This is a genomic window from Dokdonella sp. (assembly GCF_041395345.1).
Taxonomy (GTDB): Bacteria; Pseudomonadota; Gammaproteobacteria; order Xanthomonadales; family Rhodanobacteraceae; genus Dokdonella.
The window spans coordinates 25899-47735 of record NZ_JAWLAR010000020.1 but is presented as its reverse complement, the minus strand read 5'-3'; the positions used below and the strand labels follow the sequence as shown (position 1 = coordinate 47735).

At 62.3% G+C, this 21837-nt stretch carries 16 protein-coding genes; 5 read left to right on the top strand and 11 right to left on the bottom strand.

Annotated elements, in window-relative coordinates:
- Window positions 1–137: 137 nt before the first annotated feature.
- The 3 genes from R3F00_RS16030 to R3F00_RS16020 form a co-directional block, all read right to left on the bottom strand.
- On the bottom strand, window positions 138–2738 hold the full coding sequence (locus R3F00_RS16030) for a choice-of-anchor Q domain-containing protein (protein WP_371279972.1): 2601 nt from the start codon (window positions 2736–2738) through the stop codon (window positions 138–140).
- 650 nt (window positions 2739–3388) lie between these two features.
- Complete coding sequence (locus R3F00_RS16025; protein ID WP_371279971.1) at window positions 3389–4231, bottom strand: SDR family NAD(P)-dependent oxidoreductase; 843 nt, start codon at window positions 4229–4231, stop codon at window positions 3389–3391.
- Between the two features lie 212 nt (window positions 4232–4443).
- On the bottom strand, window positions 4444–6459 hold the full coding sequence (locus R3F00_RS16020) for a S9 family peptidase (RefSeq protein WP_371279970.1): 2016 nt from the start codon (window positions 6457–6459) through the stop codon (window positions 4444–4446).
- A gap of 119 nt (window positions 6460–6578) precedes the next feature.
- Between R3F00_RS16020 and R3F00_RS16015 the strand changes: the two genes are divergently transcribed.
- Window positions 6579–7676, top strand: a complete 1098-nt coding sequence (locus R3F00_RS16015) for a PA0069 family radical SAM protein (RefSeq protein WP_371279969.1) — start codon at window positions 6579–6581, stop codon at window positions 7674–7676.
- 229 nt (window positions 7677–7905) lie between these two features.
- On the opposite strand, the gene putP is transcribed toward R3F00_RS16015, so the two are convergent.
- From putP to R3F00_RS15980, 7 genes are all read right to left on the bottom strand, one after another.
- Complete coding sequence (gene putP / locus R3F00_RS16010; protein WP_371279968.1) at window positions 7906–9393, bottom strand: sodium/proline symporter PutP; 1488 nt, start codon at window positions 9391–9393, stop codon at window positions 7906–7908.
- A gap of 282 nt (window positions 9394–9675) precedes the next feature.
- Window positions 9676–10851 (bottom strand): ABC transporter permease, encoded by a 1176-nt coding sequence (locus R3F00_RS16005; protein WP_371279967.1) that lies wholly within the window; start codon window positions 10849–10851, stop codon window positions 9676–9678.
- Window positions 10848–11582 (bottom strand): ATP-binding cassette domain-containing protein, encoded by a 735-nt coding sequence (locus tag R3F00_RS16000; RefSeq protein WP_371279966.1) that lies wholly within the window; start codon window positions 11580–11582, stop codon window positions 10848–10850. The genes R3F00_RS16005 and R3F00_RS16000 overlap by 4 nt, the downstream gene beginning before the upstream one ends.
- The gene (locus tag R3F00_RS15995; RefSeq protein ID WP_371279965.1) at window positions 11579–13120 is read right to left on the bottom strand and encodes an alpha/beta hydrolase; all 1542 of its coding nucleotides are present in this window, start codon (window positions 13118–13120) and stop codon (window positions 11579–11581) included. The genes R3F00_RS16000 and R3F00_RS15995 overlap by 4 nt, the downstream gene beginning before the upstream one ends.
- A gap of 12 nt (window positions 13121–13132) precedes the next feature.
- Window positions 13133–13327: a helix-turn-helix transcriptional regulator gene (locus tag R3F00_RS15990; protein WP_371279964.1), complete on the bottom strand. Its 195-nt coding sequence runs from the start codon at window positions 13325–13327 to the stop codon at window positions 13133–13135.
- Window positions 13324–13731: a hypothetical protein gene (locus tag R3F00_RS15985; protein ID WP_371279963.1), complete on the bottom strand. Its 408-nt coding sequence runs from the start codon at window positions 13729–13731 to the stop codon at window positions 13324–13326. Before R3F00_RS15985 ends, R3F00_RS15990 begins: the two co-directional genes overlap by 4 nt.
- Before the next feature lie 164 nt (window positions 13732–13895).
- Window positions 13896–14606 carry an FAD-binding oxidoreductase gene (locus R3F00_RS15980; protein ID WP_371280031.1) on the bottom strand — a complete coding sequence of 237 codons (711 nt, stop codon included), beginning with the start codon at window positions 14604–14606 and terminating at the stop codon, window positions 13896–13898.
- Window positions 14607–14730: 124 nt separating this feature from the next.
- Here R3F00_RS15980 and R3F00_RS15975 point away from each other — a divergent pair, with 124 nt between their 5' ends.
- Complete coding sequence (locus tag R3F00_RS15975) at window positions 14731–15666, top strand: ABC transporter ATP-binding protein (protein ID WP_371282794.1); 936 nt, start codon at window positions 14731–14733, stop codon at window positions 15664–15666.
- A complete protein-coding gene (locus R3F00_RS15970) occupies window positions 15663–16445 on the top strand; it encodes an ABC transporter permease (protein WP_371279961.1) in 783 nt (260 codons plus the stop codon). The genes R3F00_RS15975 and R3F00_RS15970 overlap by 4 nt, the downstream gene beginning before the upstream one ends.
- Before the next feature lie 186 nt (window positions 16446–16631).
- On the opposite strand, the gene R3F00_RS15965 is transcribed toward R3F00_RS15970, so the two are convergent.
- The gene (locus tag R3F00_RS15965; protein WP_371279960.1) at window positions 16632–17417 is read right to left on the bottom strand and encodes a TatD family hydrolase; all 786 of its coding nucleotides are present in this window, start codon (window positions 17415–17417) and stop codon (window positions 16632–16634) included.
- A 147-nt stretch (window positions 17418–17564) separates the two neighbouring features.
- On the opposite strand from R3F00_RS15965, the gene R3F00_RS15960 reads away from it, so the two are divergent.
- Window positions 17565–18743 carry a hypothetical protein gene (locus R3F00_RS15960; RefSeq protein WP_371279959.1) on the top strand — a complete coding sequence of 393 codons (1179 nt, stop codon included), beginning with the start codon at window positions 17565–17567 and terminating at the stop codon, window positions 18741–18743.
- Between the two features lie 109 nt (window positions 18744–18852).
- Window positions 18853–21357, top strand: coding sequence for an ATP-dependent helicase HrpB (gene hrpB, locus R3F00_RS15955; protein WP_371279958.1), 2505 nt, complete (start codon window positions 18853–18855; stop codon window positions 21355–21357).
- Window positions 21358–21837 lie beyond the last annotated feature (480 nt).

Sequence of the window (21837 nt, the reverse complement as noted above, 5' to 3'; positions counted from 1 at the left end):
GACCAGGGATTCTGGCTACGTCGGAAAACAGAAATCCTGGTGTCAGAAGTAAACGCGGGACGGAGCCGACAGCTCCGTCCCTTTTTCTTTTCGCTCGGGTCAACCAGCAGGATCGAGGGTGCCAGTAGTGGAGTGCGCTACTCGAAGCCGTCAGCGAATAGCACGTCGTTGCTGGGTGGCGACACCGCGTTGCCGCCATTGCCCGTGCTATCGGTGTTGTTGCCGAGGTTGACGTCCAGCTCGTTGGCATCCACGGTCGCGGTCAGGTTGAAAGCACCGGCCTGATTGATCTGGTAGATCAGTGTGATGTTTTCCTCGTCGAACTCATTGAGCCGGGAAATGGTGCAATCGAGGTTCAGGCACAGATCCCCGAATGCGCTCAGCAAGGTCAGGTTTTGTGGATTCGCACTGATGTCGACCGATGTCGCGGCATTGGGGCCGCCGTTTGGAATGCGCAGGGCATATTCGATTTCCTGACCGGCGTAGTAGGGCGGTGGACTGACCAGGACCAGTTGCGCGGCGACATCTGCATTGGGAACCAGTGGCCTGATCAGCGCTGCCTCGTTGTCGGCGAGATTCGGATCCTGTTGCCCGGGTATTGCATACACCTGGAAATTGAGAGCGTCGACGGTGCCTGGAACGGCAATTGGGGCGAAGAACTGTGCGAGCAAAATGATCTGGCTGTTCGCCGCCAGTTGCGGGATCACACAGGGATAGCTCGCACAGCCCTGAATATCGATCAGCTCGGCGCCGGGAAACGTGTAGTTGAGCTGGATGTTCGAAGCCGGATCGTCGCCGGCCTGTATGGCAATTTCAAACTGCAGGTAGCGATAGCTGTAGTACGGCCCGGCATCCAGTAGTGCCAATGCCACGGCAATATCGGCCTTTTCAACGCCGCCGCCATTGTTGAGGTTGTCGATATTGTTGCCGAGGTTGATGTCGACCTGATTTGCGTTCACTGAGGCGATGGCATTGAACTGATCGTCAGCGACAACCGCCTGGATGGCAACGGTGCGTGATCCACCGCTGCCGATATTGGCCACGTCGCAGGTCAGTCCCGACACCGACGTACAGCCGGAAAATGCAATGTTGTTCAGGCTGTCCGGGGTGAATCGCAGCTCGACTCCACTGGCTGTTTGCGGTCCGAGGTTTGCGATGTGCGCCTCGTATTCGATCGTCTGGCCGACAAAGAACGGCGCATCGGTCATCAGGTCCATCACCAGGGAGAGGTCGGAGCCCTGGTAGATCGGGTGCAAGATACTGAAGAAGTTGGTGCCACTCGGATCGTCTTCGTCGGCGTCTTCGTAGGTCGAATCCACCGTCGTGTGTGCGTTCAGATCGAGCGTGAACGGACTGTTGAGATAGCTTCCCAGGGTCATCTCGATCGGAATGGTCAGCGTCTGCCCTGGCTGAATGCTGGTGATGACACAGGGAATCGTATTGCAGTAGGCCGAGTTCACGCTTGCGACAAAGGCATGGGTGGCATCCATATCGAAACGCACGTTGGTAGCGGGGCCGGGGCCAGCGTTCTCCAGCTCGGCAAAGACGACGATGCGCTGACCACTGACATAGTCCGGGCCGGGCTCGATACGGGCATCGACCGATACATCGGCAAACCCGGTCGCTTCATAGGCACCGATATCACAAAGCGTTCCGCGTAGCTGGCCACGCTGATCGACCGGCTCGCAATAAGTTGGATTGCCGGCATTGATCGCTCCCGAATCCGGCCTGCCAATTGCGCGTGTCATGGTCAGTCCGCCGTTATCGGCGAGCGGTCGCAGGAAGACATTCTCGGGTAAATCACCCAGGCAATTGGCAGGATTGGCCGTGTAGTTGGTGGCATACAGATTGTTCGTGTTGAGGATCACGTTGGTGCTGAACAATTCGCAGCTCAAGAGAAGCGAATTGCTTGCACTGAGAATGGAGTCCGTGAGTCTGAACTTGTAGCTGCTGGTCACGTGGTTGAGCGTTACGGATGAAGAATTGGTGAAGCTGAATGCAGTCGGTGGAAAATCCGGGTTGGGAATGCTCGAGGAAAAAGTCGTATTGATGATCTCCGCGACCGACTGGCTACCGCCAATGCCAAATTCCATTTCGTCAATCAGGCTGCGCTCGACCAGCAGAGTGCTGCTCGACACGCCGATCGCGCCTTGTGAGTTCTGGAGGAACAGGGAATCGACCACATGAACAGAAGCATTCTGGGCGGAGACAGCGGAGCCGCTCTTGTTCGCCTGCACCCTGGTGCGCTCCAGAGTGAGGTCGCCGCCGGTTACATAGATTCCGCTGCCCTGCCCCTGGGTGTACTCGTTTGAAATCACAACCGAATCAACCAGCTGGACGTTCGCGTTTTCGATACGAATGCCCGCGCCGGCACCGTCCAGCAAGCCGGTCTTTCCGCCGCCAATCTCCACGCGCAGCAGGGTCACATCGGTGTTGTTGCCGACGATCTTGAGCACCCTGCGTTGATCATTCCCCAATATGTAGAAGATGCCTGCGGCACTGGCTGAACGGATGGTCATGTCGGAGGCAATGGGAGGCAGGTCCGAAGTGAGGGTGACCACCCAGCCATCGGGGGCGATGATGACGTCGCTGCCCGAACCGGCCGCGCAATTGCCGATCGGTGCGTTCACATTGGCTGCCGTTATCGCGTCCGCCAGCGTACAGCCGTTCGGCCCGATGTTGATATTCGCGGCCATCGCAGCCCCTGACAGCGAAGCCAGGCACAGGCTCGTAATCATGCGTCTCATGTTTGCTCGCTGCGCAACGAAAGGAACGACGAGCATGGCTGGCTGACGGGGGATTTACCTTCAGGAATCCTGAAATTGTCGTGAAATCTGGGCGCCAGGCATTGATATGGCGAAATCGGCGAGCTGATGGCACCGGCTTGAAGCTGGACCCGCGGCGCCCTCCGACTCATTGGCAAAACGGCGCGTTTCTCGATGCCAACTGGAATGCCCAGATGGATCTCCATCTCGTGCTCTCTTTCATGGCACATGGTCTGCCCGCAGGACGGGTTGCGAACTGTTCGAGATGCGGGCCGCCGACATAGCATGGCGCTGGCTCACAGCTCGTGAAGGGCTGAAAGGATGCCCTCCCCAGGGATTGAGCCCAGGTCGATTCTCGCCTTGGCGGCCGCCTGGACCGAGGGCTTTACAGCTTGCGTGCCGACACCACCGGCACTTGCCAGACAACATCGTTCGGCGGCGTTTCAACGCGCCGGGTTCCGAACCGGGCCAGGAATTCGCCGACATGGACGCAGACTTGTGCAAGGCATTGACGGTTGGACGCCCGATTGCGAAGCAACCTGCAGAGCGGCTCCCTCGCAAGGAAACAACCAACGCAGCATAGTCCGACGTGGCTGCACAGGCAGCCACGCGCTTTCGCTTTTCTACGGACTGCGCGGCCGTGATGTCGCCAGTGCCTCGTCGAGCATTTTCACCAGCGCATCACGGTCATACGTGTAGGGTTGGCCTTCATTGAGCTGGACCAACTGCTCGATCTGCTTCCGGATCGTGATCTCGGCTTCGCGCTGGTTTGGCACCACCATGTAGCGGCGCTTGGGATTGTCGCCAAACAGGGCCAGCTCGGCCGCGGCGGCCACTTCATCGGGTTGCTTGTACTTGCTGCGATCCGCTATCGGAGAGTCGACTCCCGTTCGCTGTGCCGCATTCTTGCCTATCTCCGAATCGTAGTTGCCCGGCTCGATCACGCTGACTTCCACGCCGAGTGGCTGCATCTGCTTCGCCAGTGAGTCGGTAAACGCTTCCACTGCATGCTTGCTCATGGCGTAGGCACCCAGCCTCTCCGAAGCGAGAATGCCCGAGATCGAACCGATCGTCGTGATGCGCCCCTTCTGTTCGATGATCATCGGCGCGAACGCGCGCGTGACAAGGTAGGGGCCGTAGGCATTCACCTTCATGACGAGGTCGAATTCTTTCGGACTGGTTTCGGTCAGAAATCCCAGGGTCGCGACTCCGGCATTGTTGACGAGCCCATGCAGCCCGCGGCCGGCGTCCTCGATCGTCTTGACTGCGGCATCGATGTCAGCCTGTTTGGTCACATCGAGCTGGAGCGCTTGCACGTTCTCGATCGCATTGAGCATGTCGATGTCGGCCTGCTTGCGAGCGCCTGCATAGACGAAATAGCCCTTTCCAGCGAGATGCTCGGTGATCTTCTTGCCGATGCCGCTGCTCGCGCCGGTGACCAGCACGGCCTTGGCTGGCTCGGACATCGTTTTCGCCGAGTCTTCCGATTGTGCATGGGCCGCGAGTGAGGAGAATCCGAATAGCGCGGCGATTGCAATCAACGTAATCCGCATGAGCATGGTCTCCGGTTCGTGATCCGGTGCGAAGCTCCCTCCGAGCTTCGCAACCCTGGGGTAGCAATGATCTCGAGCATGGCATAGGCGCGATGTGCCCTCGCGCATTCGTGCCAGTGCGTCTGCTACGGCGACGGCCTGGTCTCGTTCAGCAGATAGCGCTGCAGGAACAACATTGACGCCGCGGTGAAGTAGTCGCTGTTGGTCTTCTTCCTGAAGCCGTGGCCCTCATCGTTGTAAAGGAGATACCAGACCGGCTCACCATTGTCGCGCACGGCCTTGACGATCTGCTCGGCTTCGGTGAACGGCACGCGCGGATCGTTCTTGCCCTGGGCGACAAACAGAGGTGCGCGAATCTTCTGCGCGTTGTTCAGTGGCGAGATGCGCTCGAACACCTTCTGCATGTCCGGATCGCGTTCGTCGCCGTACTCGGCACGTCGCAAGTCACGGCGGTAATCTTCCGTATTCTTGAGGAAGGTTCCGAAGTGCGAAATGCCGACGACATCGATACCCGCCTTGATGCGCTCGGGATAGTTGGTCATCGTGGCCAGCACCATGTAGCCGCCATAGCTGCCGCCGAATACCGCCACACGATTGGCGTCAAGTTCGGGCTGCAGGGCAACCCAGTCAAGCAGGGCGCCAATGTCCTTTACCGAATCCTCGCGCTTTTCGGCATTATCCAGGCGCAGAAAGGATTTGCCGTAACCGGAAGAGCCGCGCACGTTGGGGTAGATCACGGCAACGCCGAGCTCCCCGACCATGTATTGGGTGGTCGAGCTGAAATACGGTGTGGACTGGCTTTCCGGCCCGCCGTGGATGTTGATGACGACGGGCACTTTGCGGGTGGCGCTGGCATTGGCCGGCTTGTAGTAGAAGGCCGGGATCGTGCGAGCCTTTCCGTTGACCTTGTCGAAGGTCGGAAAGCGGATCAGCGTGGGCGATGCGAATTTCGCGGTGTCGAGGCCGCCGACTTCGCTGCGTGTCCAGCGTGTCATGCCGGCTTCGGCCAGGTCGATGACATAGGCGTCACTCGGCGAAGTGGCCGAGTTCAGGGTCAGCGCCAGCCGCTTGCCGTCCGGCGAGAACGACAAGCCGCCTATCAATCCCACCGGCAGCGTCGGCAGGGCGATCTCGCGCTGCTCCGGCAAGCTCAGGACATGCAGGGTGTCGATGCCGTCTTCGTTGCTGACAAAGGCGAGATGGGCACCGTCGTCGGAGATTTCCAGCGCATCGACATCCCAGGGAATGTCGCCGCTCAACTGCTTGTAGTCGCCGCTGGCCGGATCGTGGTAGCGCAGCGTCTTGAACTCGCTGGGCTTGCCCTTGAACGGTTCGTCCGAGACGAAATACACCGCATTGTCCTTGCCGGCGAAGCGGAAATCGCCGAACGCCGCCTTGTCGCCGTCAACCGGAAACATCCTGAGCTTGCCCGTCTCGAGATCGACCTCGCCCGGATAGGATTCGTTGATAGAAACATAGTGAATGACGAGCAGGCGCTTTCCATCGGCGGAGAAATCCATCGCCCCCCAGGCGCCGCCCTCGGTCACAACGGTCTTTGCGGTACCTGCCTGCATGTCGCGAATCCAGATGTCGTAGTCCTTGCCGGTGCGAGAGGTGCTCGTGTACGCAAGCAGGTTGCCGTCTGCAGAAAACAATGGGCCGCTGTTTTGCGAGCGTTTGCCATCGGTCAGCAGCGTGGTGTCGCGTGTACCAAGATCGAACCAGTAGAGTTGCGAGAACTCGTCGCCACCGGCATCGCGCGAAAAGACGAAACCCTGGCGCGCGGAGGCAGCGGGTGCGGGCGTCAGGCTGCCCACCGGCTCGCTGTAGAACGTGAGCTGTTCGCGCATGCCCAGTGGTTCGCATACGCGATGGGCCTGGTTGGTCTCGGCAAAGCGGGTACTGATCAGCAGACACTCCGAATCCAGCCAGCCGGCAACAGGCGCGCCCCGCGTGTTCTGATAGCGGTTGAGCTGATCGGTAAGCGTGGCTGGTATCGGCGGGATATTCTCGCTGACGCGATTGCCCACTTCCTCGCGGCTGACGGGGTTGTCCGCCAAACCCAAGGACGGCAGCATTGCCAGCGTTGCAGTGAAGCCGGCAACAGCGCGAAAGGCAACGTTCAAGGTGCAAGACCGCATGGGCATTCTCCGCAGTATTTTGTCGGGAGCCTAACCCATCGCAGCGATCATCGCGACAACGCCGGTCCGGCCTCGTCCGACGTCTCGGCTGCTGCGACGGATGCGCTCATAATCAGCCCATGGCCAGGCACGATCCCGACGACCTCAACCGACCGATCCGGATCAAGGGACGCGGCGCGGGCAGCAATCGCGAGGGGCGCTTCGAGGCGTTGTCGAAAACACTGGAGGATGACGGCTGGTATCGCGAGGAAGAAGCTGCGACACGACCGCCGACGCGCGTTTCGATTGAGCGGGCGCGCTCGATCATCAGCCACAACGATTCCCCCGACATTCCGTTCACGCAATCGATCAACCCGTATCGTGGCTGCGAACATGGCTGCAACTATTGCTATGCGCGGCCGACGCACGCGTACCTGAATCTTTCGCCGGGGCTGGATTTCGAGACGCAGCTCTACGCCAAGACCAATGCCGCCGAACGCCTGCGTGCCGAGCTGGCCAAGGCGGGCTACGTCTGCGAGCCGATCACCCTGGGCGCGAACACCGATGCCTACCAGCCGATCGAGCGGGAGTATGGGATCACGCGCGAGATCGTCGAGGTGCTGCACGACTGCCGGCATCCATTGACCATCGTGACCAAGAATGCGCTGGTCGAGCGCGATCTCGATCTGCTGGCGCCGATGGCGCGTGAAAACCTGGTCCAGGTGTTTGTCTCGATCGGCATTCTCGACAACCGTCTGGCAAGCACGTTGGAGCCGCGCGCAACCGCGCCGCACCGACGCATGCAGATCGTTGCCAATCTGCACGCGGCCGGCGTGCCCTGTGGCGTGCTGGTCGCACCGATCATCCCGGCGGTCACCGACATGCACATGGAACACGTGCTCGAACAAGCGGCCGCGCTCGGTGCGAACATCGCCGGCTACACCGTGTTGCGCCTGCCGCTGGAATTGAAGGATCTGTTCCGCGAGTGGCTGGACCTGCACGTGCCCGATCGCGCCGAACACGTGATGAGCCTGATCCGGCAGATGCGCGGCGGACGCGACAACGATGCGCGGTTCGGCTCTCGGATGCGCGGCGAAGGTCCCTATGCCGACCTGATCCGGCAGCGCTTCGCGCTGGCCTGTCGCAAGCATGGCCTGAAGCGTTCGCGCGAGTTGTCGCTCAATCGCTCGAAGTTCGTGGCGCCGCGTCGGGATTCGGCGCAGGGCGACTTGTTTTGAACTTCGGTTTAGCGCGCTACGGCGCATCACATGCAGGGCCCCGATGTTTGGTCCTTCTCCCCTTGGGAGAAGGTGTCAAAGAAGATGGAAGCTGCCCGTCTGATTGAAGTCCGGGCTTCGCAGGAACCCTCATCCGGCCTGCGGCCACCTTTTCCCGTTGGGAGACGGAATCGGTCTCGCATCCTTCGCACTTCGGGGCACCCTCTCCCGGCGGGAGAGGGAACCAAGGTCAATAGCCGGTCGTGCGCAGTTCCTTCATGACTTCTTCGTGCGTGGCCTGCACCTGCGCCGAAGGTCCGCGTGTAAGCAGGCTGACCGCGACGATGGCAATCGTCGCTGCGATGAAGCCGGGGATCATTTCATACAGGGCACTGCCGGATTGCTTCCACAGCACGACCGTCAACGTGCCGACAACCATGCCGGCCAGGGCGCCATTGCGATTGACCCGCTTCCAGTACAGCGAAAGCAGGATGACCGGACCGAATGCGGCACCGAAACCGGCCCAGGCATAGCTGACCAGGCCGAGCACGCGGCTGTCCGGATCCGAGGCGATGGCGATCGCGATCAGGGCCACGATCAGAACCGTGGTGCGACCGACCCAGACCAGCTCCTTGCTGCCCGCACTCTTGCGCAGGAAGCCGCGATAGAAATCCTCGGTGAGGGCGCTCGAACAGACCAGCAACTGGCAGGACAAGGTACTCATGACGGCGGCCAGAATGGCTGACAGCAGGATGCCGGCTATCCACGGGTTGAACAGTTGCTGGGCAAGCAGGATGAAGACGCGCTCGGAGTTGTCGTTGACTTCGCCTGCAAAGGTCGGGTTGGCGCCAAACCAGGCGATACCGAAAAAGCCGACGGCGATGGATCCGGTCAGGCAGATGATCATCCAGGCCATGCCGATACGGCGCGCAGCGGGAATCGACTTGACGCTGTCGGCGGCCATGAAGCGGGCCAGGATATGCGGCTGGCCGACATAGCCGAGTCCCCAGGCCATCGACGAAATGATCGCGATGACGCCGCCGGTACCGACCCACTCCAGGCGTTTCGGGTCGACCTGTTCGATCACGGCCAGGCTCGAATCGAAGCCGCCGTTGCCCACGATCACCATGATGGGCGTGAGAATCAGCGCGAACAGCATCAGGGTGGCCTGCACGGTGTCGGTCCAGCTGACCGCAAGGAAGCCGCCGATCAGGGTATACAGGATGGTGGCGGCGGCGCCGTACCAGATCGCCTGTGCGTAGGGCACGCCGAACGTGCTTTCGAACAGGCGCGCACCGGCGACGATACCCGAGGCGCAATAGACCGCGAAGAACAGCAGGATGATGACGGCGGAAAAGACGCGGAGGATGCGCTTGTCGTCGGCGAAACGATGAGTGAAGTAGTCGGGCAGGGTGAGCGAGTTGTTGGTGCGCTCGGTGTAGACGCGCAACGGTCCGGCGACATAGCGCCAGTTGGCCCAGGCACCGAGAATCAGTCCGATGACAATCCAGGCTTCCGATGCGCCACCAACATACAGCGCGCCCGGCAGGCCCATCAGCAACCAGCCGCTCATGTCCGAGGCGCCTGCCGACATCGCCGTGACATAACTGCCCAGCGAGCGACCACCGAGGATGTAGTCGTCGAAGGTGCGCGTGGAGTACCAGGCATAGAAACCGATCGCGATCGTCGCGAACAGGTAGACGGCGAAAGTGACGATCAACGGCGTACTGGCGGTCATTGCAGCTCCCTGGGCAGGCGAGAAAAACGGGCCCGGAAGGCCCGCTCAAGTGCGACAGCTTAACGCGTGTCCACGGGTTGATGCCCAACGTGCGGCTCGTGTGGCGCGCGCGAGAGAGTTCCCGTTCGTCTGTAGGAGCTCCCTTCAGGGGCGATGCCTTTCGTCTTCTTGCCCTTTCGGGCAGAAATGGCTCAAACACCGGATCTTGTTCGCAGGTTGTTGAAAAGCATTGCCCCTGAAGGGGGCTCCTACCCGGATAGAGGCTCCTCGTGTCACGCGTAGTCAGGTCGAGATGGCCAGGCGCTCGCCGTCATAGATGCGCGCAGTGATGAAGTAGACCAGCACGGCGGCGAGCGAGGTGCAGGCCACACAGAGCGCGATCTCGGAGCTGGCCACGAATTCGCCGCGCATCAGGCGCGTGATCGTGACCTGCTGGCCGACCAGCGGCACCGCGTACATCCAGGTTTCGGTCTTGAACGGAAATACCGACATCAGCAGGGTCGGCACGGCAGGCACGAACATCAGCAGCGAAAGATAGGTCTGCGCTTCGCGGAAGGTCCTGGCGAACGCGGCAGCGAGCGTCTGCAGCGAGGAAATGAGGAACACCAGCGGGAACATCACGAGCAGGGTCAGCAGGGCGAAGCGGGGGCCGATCGAAAGCGTCATTCCGAGCTTCTCGGTCGGCATGAACTGACCGGCGAAGGAGAACGCAATGATGCTGAGCAACAGGGTGGTCAGCGCGAACATGCCGGTCGCACCGAGCTTGCCAAGCAGGATCTTCGAACGCGCGACCGGATTGGCGAAAAGCGGTTCGAGCGACTGGCGCTCGCGCTCGCCGGCGGTGGTGTCGATGGCCAGGGCCATGCCGCCAATGAAGGCACCGAGAATGAAGAAGTAAGGAAGCATCGAGAACATCATGCCGCCACGCGCCTGCGCGGTGGACTGATCCCGATTGGCCACGACCAGCGGTCGCATGATCGAGGGGGACAGGCCACGTGCGAGTACGCGCATGGTCGAGGTGCGTTGGCCGTAGCCCTCCAGGATCGCGCGCAGCCGGCCCACCGAACCCTGCGCATCGCGCTGGGATTCGTCGTAGATCAGTTCGACTTCCGCCGGTTCGCCCTTGCTCCAGGCCTCTCCGAAGCGTTCCGGAATGCGCAGCACGAGATCGACTTCCTGTTCGCGCACGGCGCGTTCGGGCTCGGCGATGGCCTCCTTGATGATGATGCCGCTCTGCTTGAGCGCATCGATCAGGTTGGCCGCATGCTCGGCACCGATCACGGGCACCGGCAAGGGTTTCTCGGCCTTGTCGAGTTCGCGCGAAACGATGCCGTTGATCAGCAGGACGAAGATCAGCGGCGCCATCAGCGGGCCGGTGACCAGGGTGTTCAGCACGGTGCGACGATCGCGGATGTTCTCGCGCACTTCCTTCCAGAACACGGTCAGTATGGACTTCATGCGGCGAGTCCTTCTGCGGATCCGATCACCTTGACGAACGCATCTTCGAGGTTTGGCGTACCCGCCTGTTCGCGCAGGGCCTCGGGCGAGGCGTCGGCGACGACGCGACCCTGCGCAATGACGACGATGCGATCACACAGCGCAGCGACCTCCTGCATGATGTGGCTGGAGAACAGCACGCAGCGTCCTTCGTCTCTCAGGCGACGCAGGAAGTCGCGCATCGCGCGGGTTGCCATGACGTCGAGACCATTGGTCGGCTCGTCGAGGATGCAGTTCTTCGGATCGTGGATCAGCGCGCGTGCGATCGCCGTCTTGACGCGCTGGCCCTGGGAGAATCCTTCGGTGCGGCGTTCGGCGATCTCGTCCATGTCGAGCGCCTTGATCAGCGCATCGCAGCGCGTTCTGATCAATGCTTCGTCCATGCCTTGCAGGCGACCAAAGTATTCGATGTTCTCGCGCGAACTGAGACGCTTGTACAGGCCGCGCGCATCCGGCAATACGCCCAGCCGGCGACGTACCGCGATCGGATCGGTGGCGGCGTCGATGCCGTCGACCAGCACCTGGCCGCGGTCCGGCTTCATCAGGGTGTAGAGCATGCGCAGGGTTGTGGTCTTGCCTGCGCCGTTCGGCCCGAGCAATCCGGTGATTTCGCCATCGCGTGCAATGAACGACACGCCATCAACCGCCTTCACGGCAGCGAACGCCTTGTGCAGATCCTTCAGTTCGATCATGGCGCGGCTCCGTTGAAATCGATGAAATGGGGAATCTGGCCGAGTTCGTCGGCACAGGCGACATCGAGCGCTGCCGGATCCAGCGTGTCCATGAATTCGCTGACCAGTTTCGGCAGGCAGCCACGCCCGATCACGTTGTGACCCTGGCCTTTGACGACGATGAGTCGTGCCGCTTCGAGTCCGGCGACAACCTGCTCGCCGTAGCGTGGCGGTGTGACCGGATCGAGCTCGCCTTCCAGCACCAGCACGGGCGTGTCGCCACGCGCCGGCTCATTGAAATCCGGCGGTCGTTCGCCATGCGGCCAGATCGCGCATTGCGACTGCATCATCTCGACCATCTGGTTGCCCAGCAAGGTGTCCGCAACGCTGGCATCGGCAACGAGGCGATCAGCGTCCTCGGCGCAGACCACCGAAAGCTGCATGCCACTGCCGGCGAGCTCTTCCACGCCTTGCGCGATGACGCCCATCTGTCCCATCAGTGCGGCGTCATTGCCGGCAAGCGCTTCGGAAACCGTATGCGGAATCAGCGCGGCCGTTTCCGGTGAGTAGGCAAACAGACGGATCAGCCCGGCCAGGCCGAAGGCATCGAGTCGCGCGGTTTTGGCTTCGAAGCTGATCGGATCGGCGTAGTGCACGTCGCGCGGCGCTTCGCGCAACTGGTCGCGCAGGCGCATCAGGTCGGTGTAAGGGTCCGGAAAGGCCGCTGCACAAGCTGGATGAGCCGCACAATTGGCGAACTGGGCCTTGAGTGCGTTATCGAGGTTGATTGCGAACTCGCCGCCGAGCGCGAGCTCATTCGGCACGACACTGTCCAGGACCATGCTGCGCACGCCCTCGGTGTGGCGCCTGGTGTAATGCTGGGCGAGGCGGGTTCCGTAGGAGACGCCGACCAGATCGAAGCGCGGCGCGCCCAGCGCCTGGCGCAGCTCTTCGAGATCGGCCACGGCATCGGACGTCGAGTAGTAGCGCGGGTCGGCATGCATGCCGACTTCTTCCGCACAGGCGCGGGTCTGTTCTGCCATGCGCTGCGGATCGAACTCCGGCATGGCGTCTCCGTCAGCAAGCGCCGCGCAGTTCAGTGGATTCGATTCGCCGGTGCCACGCTGGTCGAGCAGGAGTACGTGCCGGTGCCTGCGCGCAAACGCCAGTGCCGGTGCGATGCGCGGCCAGCTGTCGACGGCGGACTGACCCGGGCCACCGGCAAGGAACACGATGAAGTCGTCATCGGCCGCGCCGTTGGCCGCGACAAGGGCGAGACGAAGCTGGATCCTGCGGCTGGCCGGATCGGCTCGATTCTCCATGACCTCGAACGGCGCGCAATACGCTTCGGTGGTCGCGGCCGAGTGTTCCTGGGTCAACGCGCAAGCCTTGAATTCGAGGCTGCCAAAGCGAAAGGATTCGGCATGCGCGGAAATCAGGTACTGGCCACGCGATGACGGGGCAGTCGTATCGGCCCCGGTCGACTTGTGCAGCCTTGAATAGGCCACTACCGCGACGACAAGCGCGACGGCAACGGCAATCCGGTGGTTCTTCTTCATCGATGCGGCGTCTCAGGGGTCGGGGGTGAAAATCGCTTCGATCGCTTCGCCAAACAGGCGCGCGATGGCGAAGGCGAGCGGCAGGCTGGGATCGTATTTGCCGGTTTCTATTGCGTTGATGGTCTGTCGTGACACGGCCAGGCGCTCGGCCAGTTCGGCTTGCGACCAGCCGCTGGCGCCGCGGAGTTCGCGGACGCGGTTGTTCATCGATAACGCGCCTGAGCGAAGAACCGGGCGATCAGATAGGTGACCGACAGGGCCGGCAGGATCCAGGTCAGGACGGTCTTGCCTTCGATCGCCAATACATTTGCTCCCACCAGCAAAGACAGACTCAGACATCCGAGCCCGACCGTGATCGCGGCAACCGCCAGCGCCTCCAGATCGATTCGGCGCTGCAGTTCGTCGCTGGCCCGAACCAGGCGCAGCACCTCGCGTATCGAGAAGCCAATGGCTATCACGGGCAACAGACTCACGCCGGCACGCAATAGGGTCGGCGCCTCGGCCAGTGGCTGCCTGAGCAGCCAGAGACAGAGCGCGGTAGTGGCGAGATAGGCCAGGGCCGCGATCAGGCAACCGTGCAGGCGTCGCGGCGAAGGTTGTGGGGCGTTCATGTGTCGACCTGTGTCAAGTAAGCTTGACATCAAGAGTAACGGCCACCAGGCGATGTGTCAAGGACACTTGACATTTGTCGCCTGGAGCACAAGGACTCTGCAGGACCGGGCTTCAGCCGTGATGCTACGGAATCCAGGCCGTTGGGCAAGCACCGAAAGCCCGTTCAACGCGAGGAGATGTATTTCTCGCGGCGGATATGCGGCACCGGCAGGCCAGCCTCCTTCAGCATCGCGAAGCTCTGGTCGACCATGTCGGGATTGCCGCAGAGGTAAACGATATCGTTCTCGATGTCGGGCTGCAGGGTTTGGAGCGCCACCTGTACGCGACCGTGGACGTCGCCCGGCCTCGGTACGGCACGAGGTTCGCGGCTGAAACACGGGTGGAAACGAAATCCCGGCGTGGCTTCGGCGAACGCCGCGAACTCCTCGCCATACAGCAGGTCGGCTTCGTTGCGCGCGCCGTAGATCAGTTCGAAGGTACAGCCACGACTCTGCACAAGGCGGGCGATCAGCGGCAGCATGGCCCGATAGGGCGTGACGCCTGTGCCAGTGGCGACCAGCAGGTAGCGCGAATTGGTATCGGCATCCATCAGGCAGAAGCGTCCAAAGGGGCCACTCGCATCAACTGTTCCGCCGACTTCCAGATTGCCGAGCAGGGCCGTTGCCGCGCCGCCGTCGACATAGGACACGGCAATCTCGATCAGGCTGATCGGCGTGGCGTCGCCCTGAGCAACCGTGCCCACCGAATAGCTGCGCTTGGTCGGCTTGCCGTCTTCGTAGTTGAAATGGATCTGGATGAACTGACCCGGGATGAAGGCGAATGGCAGGCCATCGGCGCGTTCGAAGGCCATGTGGCGCACGGCCGGTGCGAGCATGTAGGCGGAGACGAGGCGAAGCGGAAAATGGACGATGGCCACGGCAAATACGGGGACGGGGAGTAGCCCGCTATACTATCAGGGCCGAGTTGGCCTCTTCGCCCCATCATTCCTGAAATTGTCCATGAGCACAGTCCCCGCGCTCGAAATCCACGAGCTGCGCAAGATCTACGCCGGCGGCGTCGAAGCCCTCAAGGGCGTTTCGCTTTGCGTCCAGCCCGGTGATTTTTTCGCCCTGCTCGGTCCCAACGGTGCCGGCAAGTCGACCCTGATCGGTGTCGTCAGCTCGCTGGTCAATGCCAGCTCGGGCTCGGTCAAGGTGTTCGGCGTCGATATCGAAGAAGACCGCGAGGCGGCCATGCGTTTGCTCGGCCTGGTCCCGCAGGAAGTCAATTTCAACTTCTTCGAAAAGCCTTTCGACATCCTCTGCAACTACGCCGGCTTCTATGGCATTCCTCGCGCCGACGCAAAAGTCCGCGCCGAGGAGGAACTGCGCCGCGCCCAGCTCTGGGACAAGGCGCACACGATGTCGCGCACGCTTTCGGGTGGCATGAAACGGCGCCTGATGATCGCCCGCGCCATGATGACGCGGCCACGCCTGCTGATCCTCGACGAACCCACGGCCGGTGTCGACATCGAAATCCGGCGCGGCATGTGGCGCACCCTGAAGGAGGTCAATGCGGCAGGCACCACGGTCATTCTGACCACGCATTACCTTGAAGAGGCGGAAAGCCTCTGCCGCAACCTTGCCATCATCGATGGTGGCAACATCATCGAGAACGGGCCGATGAAGACCCTGTTGGCCAAGCTCGATGTCGAGGGATTCCTGCTCGATATCGACGGCGAGCTGCCGGCCGAGTTGCCGCGCATCGACGGCGTCACCATCCGCGCCGAAGACAGCCACACGCTGGATCTGGAAATGCCGCGCGCACGCGATCTCAACGGCGTCTTTTCGAGTCTCGATTCGGCCGGAATCCGCGTGCGCTCGATGCGCACCAGGACCAATCGCCTCGAGGAGTTGTTCGTCCGCCTCACCGGTGGCAAGGAGACGGCGGCATGAGCAAGCCATCGGCACACCCGAACCTGACCGCACTGTTAACGATCGCGCGTCGCGAAGTCATGCGCATCCTGCGCATCTGGGGCCAGACCCTGGTCCCGCCGGCGATCACGATGACGCTCTACTTCCTGATTTTCGGCAGCCTGATCGGCAGTCGCATCGGCGACATGGGCGGCTACGACTACATGGATTTCATCGTGCCCGGCCTGGTCATGATGTCGATCATCCAGAACAGCTACGGGAATATTTCATCGAGTTTCTTCGGCGCCAAGTTCGGCCGCCACATCGAGGAAATGCTGGTCAGCCCGATGCCGAACTGGGTCATCCTCGGCGGCTACGTCGTCGGCGCCGTGCTGCGCGGCCTGCTGGTCGGCATCATCGTGCTCTGCATCGCGATGCTGTTCACCAGGGTGCGCATTCCGCATCCGCTGATCACGATCGCCACCGTATTGCTCGGAGCGACGATCTTCTCGCTGGCCGGTTTCGTCAACGCCATCTATGCGAAGAAGTTCGATGACGTCGCCATCGTGCCAACCTTCATCCTGACCCCGCTGACCTATCTGGGCGGCGTGTTCTATTCGGTCAAGATGCTGCCGGACTGGGCCCAGACCATGACCCACGCCAATCCGGTGTTCTACATGGTCAACGCCTTCCGCTACGGCCTGCTCGGCACCAGCGATATCCCGGTCGGCGTCGCCTTCGCACTGATGATCGGGTTTGTCCTCGTGCTGGGCACGCTGGGATTGTGGTTGCTGAAGCGCGGGATCGGCTTGCGAAGCTGAATTTTGGTTAGCGGGGGAGCGGTTAGCGGGAAGAGCTGTTCTGGCGGCTAAAGCCCGGAGCCGTGTCGGCAACACGCCAAATGCCACAACGTTGATTCCGCCATCCGCCTGTTTCCTTCTCCCGCTGACCGCTTATGGCTCCCCGCCTACCGTCTACCGCTAGCCGCTCCCCCACTCACGACAAACTCAGATCCCGAAAAACGCCCGGCTCGTTGCCGTCGCATTGGCGGCAGTGAGTTCAACCTCTTCACCACGATCCCGAGCGAGTTCCTCGACGATGTGCCTGAGATACATGGGTTCGTTGCGGCGGTGCGAGGGTTTCGGCGTGACCGTGCGTGGCAGCAGGTAGGGCGAGTCGGTTTCGATCATGAGGCGGTCGGCCGGGATGTCGCGCACGAGTTCGCGCAGGTGGGTACCGCGGCGTTCGTCGCAGAGCCAGCCGGTGATGCCGATGTGCCAGCCGGCATCGAGGTAATCGACCATTTCCTCGCGGGTGCCGGTGAAGCAGTGCACGACAACCTTGCCGAGGCGGCCATCGAAAGCCTTCATCATGGCCATGAAGTCGGCATGCGCGTCGCGCTGATGCAGGAACAGCGGCTTGCCGCAGCCTGCGGCGATCTCGAGCTGGCGCTGGAAGGCTTCGGCCTGGGCCGCCGGTGGCGAGTAGTTGCGGTGGTAGTCGAGGCCCGTTTCGCCGACCGCTCTGACACAGTCGGACAGACTCAGTTCACGCAGCAGCGCGTCGGTGGCATCGTCATAGTCCACTGCATGGTGAGGGTGCACGCCCGCAGTCGCGAACAGCCGGCCCGGGTGGGACTGGGCCAGGCTCAGGGCCGTGCGGCTGCCGGCTGCACTGGCCCCGGTGACGACCATCCGGGTCACGCCTTGCGCCTCGGCACGTTCGAGGACCTGATCGAAATCCGGTCGAAACGACTCGTGGGTCAGGTTGGCGCCAATATCGATCAGCTGCATGGGAAGCCTGCATGGAGTGAAACGCCATTATGCGGACTGGCTCCCGATCCGCCCAGATCGCGATTTGTAAAAATGAGGTTCATTGCCAATTCACCGGGTCACTGCGAGACTCGCCCTGAACATCCCCATCCATGCTGGAGTGCTGCAATGAAGTCCCCTGTCAGATTCCTTATGGCCGTCATGGTGGCAACAGCCTCCATGTCCGCTTTTGCCGATCCGCGCATTCCTGTTGCTCAAGACCCCGACCGCGCCTCCCGCGTCAGTGCAGCGCAACAGGAGCGCATGTTGATGTTGACCAGGCGCGCGGAAGGTGCCGCTCCGAAAGCGGTTGAGGCGATCAACTCCGCGACACCCTCGCTGCCGACGCCGAATCCGCTTCGAGCCTACCCCCCATCCTGCCTCGCTGATCCCCTGCCCGATGTGCCGAGCGGTCCGCTCTTCAGCACCACGGCCAACCTCGCCGCCTACAACTCCAACGACGGAACCTATGAGCTGGAGGGTGTAACCATCACCATCTGGCGCGTCGCCTGCAGCAGCGCAATCTTCTTCAACTCGGCCACCCTGATGCGCATCCAGCGCCAGGGGCAGTATGAGGGGGACCGGGTTATCTATCCGTTGTTTCCAGTCATAGCTATCGAGCAGAGTACCAACGGCTTCGACGAAATCCCGCGACTTGCGCTTGATCCCAATACGGTGGTCAGCGACGTCCTGCCGGACTCTCCGATTATCGACAGCACGACGTATGTCCTCGAAAACTATGCAGGTGCTGGCGCAAACTACTTCGACTACAACCTGCCGTTCAGCGTTCAGTTCGACAACCTTTTTCCAAGCGACAATCTCTTCTATATAGACAATATCCCCGCCTACAATCCGAGCAACCTGACCTATCCAGCCGCGTTCCAGAACCTGCCGATTTCGGGCTATCTGGCTACCGCGTACTACGACCCGACCGCCAGTGGCGAGGGTATCGTGATGCAGGTCTTCCAGCGTCCGGGCGAACCCAACACCTTCGTGCTCAACTTCACCTGGTCGGCCTATGATCCCAGTGGCCTGCCATTCTGGCTGACCGGTCAGGTCGACATCGTACGCGGCGCCAAGGTGGCGACCACACCGATGGCCTATGTGACCGGCGGCGGTCTGGGCGGCGATGCCGGCGCAGCCGATCCGCCGACCATCTGGGGCACGGCAACCGTCAGTTTCCCGGATTGCAATCACATGAATCTGTCCTATGCGTCCAATCCGGGCTTGCCCGCGTTTGTCCCGCAAGGCAGCGGTTCGCGCAGCTGGATTCGCCTGGCCACCCTCAACGGGCTGCCCTGCGAGTAAGCCTGTCCTTCAATGTGCGTAGAGAAGACGGCGCGACTGGTTCGCGCCGTTTTCATTTTTCCGACCCGGATCGGCGATGATGAGAGTGCTTCCGCCGTACTGAACTGTCGTGCCGCCCATCCACTTCCCGATTGAAGAAATCCTGCCTGAGCTTCTTGAATCGCTGGTCGCGCATCCGCGACTCGTGCTCGAGGCGCCGCCCGGCGCCGGCAAGACCACCCAGGTACCGCCCGCCCTGCTCGACGCTGCCTGGCTGGATGAACAGCGCATCCTGATGCTTGAACCGCGCAGGATCGCGGCCCGTGCTGCGGCCGAATTCATGGCCGCAGCACGGAGCGAGCGCGTCGGTGAAACGATCGGCTATCGCATCCGGCACGAGTCGAAGGTATCGGCAGCCACACGCATCGAAGTGATCACCGAAGGCATCCTCACCCGGATGCTGCAGGATGATCCCGAGCTGCCCGGTGTCGGCGCGATCCTGTTCGATGAATTCCACGAGCGCCATCTGCACGGTGATCTCGGTGCGGCGCTTGCGCTCGATGTGCAGGCCAACCTGCGCCCGGAACTGCGTCTGGTCATCATGTCGGCCACACTCGATGGCGAACGCATAGCGCGCTGGTTCGATGCGCCACGCCTGAGCAGCGCCGGACGCAGTTATCCGGTACGCATCGAACACCCGCCTGCGCGCAGTGGTGAAGCCTGGCCCGAACGCGGCTGGACCTCGCATCTGCGCCGCGTCGCCATGCAGGCGCTGGCCGACCAGGAAGGCGACCTGCTGGTGTTCCTGCCCGGCCGACGCGAAATCGAACAGGCACGCGCCGTGCTCGCCGATTGCGCGGCCGAGGTACTCCCCCTGCATGGCGAACTGAGCCTGGCCGACCAGCACGCCGCGCTGGCTTCGGCACCCGCGGGGACGCGCCGCATCGTGCTGGCGACCAATGTGGCCGAATCGAGCCTGACCCTGCCGGGCATCCGCGTTGTCATCGATACGGGCCTTGCGCGCGAACCGCGCTTTGATCCGAACTCGGGTTTCTCACGCCTGCAGACGGTCACCATTTCGCAGGCTTCCGCCGATCAGCGTGCCGGTCGCGCCGGTCGCCTCGGCCCCGGTGTCGCGTACCGGTTGTGGCCGCAGAGTCGTCGCCTGGATCCATCGCGGACGCCCGAGATTGCCCAGGTGGAACTCTCGCAACTGGTGCTTGAGCTGAAGGCCTGGGGCAGCAGCACCCTCGACTGGCTCGATGTACCGCCGACGGGCGCCGTGGCGCAGGCCAGCGAACTGCTCGTGGCACTGGGTGCACTCGATGCCGACTCGAGCATCAATGCCTTCGGCCGCGCGTTGCTCGCCTTCGGTGCGCATCCGCGTCTGGCGGCCGCCGTGCTGCGCGCCGACGAGCGCGAGCGCGATCTCGCCTGCGATCTGGTCGCCCTGATCGAGGCACGCAATCCCTTGCGCGGTACGGCTTCTCGCGATGACGATTTCCGGATTCGCCTGCGCGCGCTGCAGGCATGGCGCCAGCGCGATGCGCAGGCCAGTCGCGAACTCGGTGCGGATCGCGCAAGTCTCGCTGCGATCGCGCAGTCGGCCGATGCCTGGCGTCGGCGCGCACGCGCTGGATCGGGCAACCCGGCCGCCAGCGGCCTGAGCGCTGCCGGTGACCTGCTCCTGCACGCATTTCCGGATCGCATCGCGCATCAGGATCCGGCCAATCCGCGTCGCTACCGACTGGCCAACGGTCGCGGTGCGCGCCTGCTCGACGAGAGCAGCCTGTACGGCGAGCCGTGGCTGGTCGTGATCGACCTGCGCTACGAGGAGCGCGACAGCCTGATCCTCGCCGCTGCACCGTTCGACGAGGCCCTGCTCGAACGCGAGTTTCCGCACTCGTTTCGCGATCAGCGCAGTCTGCGCTGGAATCGTGACAGCCGCGCCATCGAAGCATTCGAGGAGCGCTGCTTTGCCGGCATCGTGTTGAGCCGGCGCGCCGTGCCGGCGCGGCCCGGGGATGCGCTGCCGGCCCTGCTCGCCGCGGTGCGCGAGCTCGGCCTCGACGCGCTGCCCTGGAGCGAACCGGCACGTGAATTGCGCCTGCGCGTGGAATTCCTGCGCGAGGCGATGCCGGACTCGGGCCTGCCTGATTTTTCCGATGCGCAGCTGCTGGCCACGCTTGAACACTGGCTGGCGCCTGCGCTGGCGGACAAGCGCCGACTGGACGCGCTGCGTGCCGAAGAGCTGTCCAATGCGCTCGCTGCACAGCTCGACTACGCCACCCGGCGCCTGCTCGATGAACACGCGCCCATGACGATCAGCGTGCCGAGCGGCATGGATCGCCGCATTGCCTACGCTGCCGATGCGGGACCTGTCCTCGCGGTCAAGCTGCAGGAACTGTTCGGTCTGTCAGACACGCCACGCATCGCAAAGGGCCGTGTCGCGCTGACCCTGCACCTGCTCTCGCCAGCCGGTCGACCGATCCAGGTGACCCAGGATCTGCACGGCTTCTGGGAGCGCACCTACCCTGAAGTGAAGAAGGAACTGAAAGGCCGCTATCCGAAACATCCCTGGCCAGATGATCCCTGGACTGCGGTCGCCACGCACCGCGCCAAGCCACGACGATGAACCAAGCGCGGGCAAAAGGGTCGGAGTGTGCAAGGGTTACGCAACGTGTGCGGGTTTTCGTGCATCCAATCAGAATGGGCGACATGTGCGGTCAGTCGTGTCCACGCCGAAGCTCGAATGTTTCCGGAACCAGGGATCACGTTCTTGAACGGATTGAGTTTGACGCAGCATTTCCTTCTCCCGCTGGCGGGAGAAGGTCCCGAAGGGGGATGAGGGTGGTGCTTCTGATTGGCGAATTGTTGCACCGTGCTACGCAAGCCCACCCTCATCAGCCTGTTGGCAGATTCTCCCGCTGGCGGGAGAAGCACTGTCTTCGGCACGTCAAGTGCCAGATCAACAGTACATGTCGGGCCTGGAGTACTGGAGTGACCCGATCGCAGGATGGATTTTCCGGGACGTCTGCCGATGTGCCCGCACCTTGTCGGAGGAGAATCATCTAGTTTTGGCTCCAAATGTTGACAGGCCGAACAACCCGTTTCG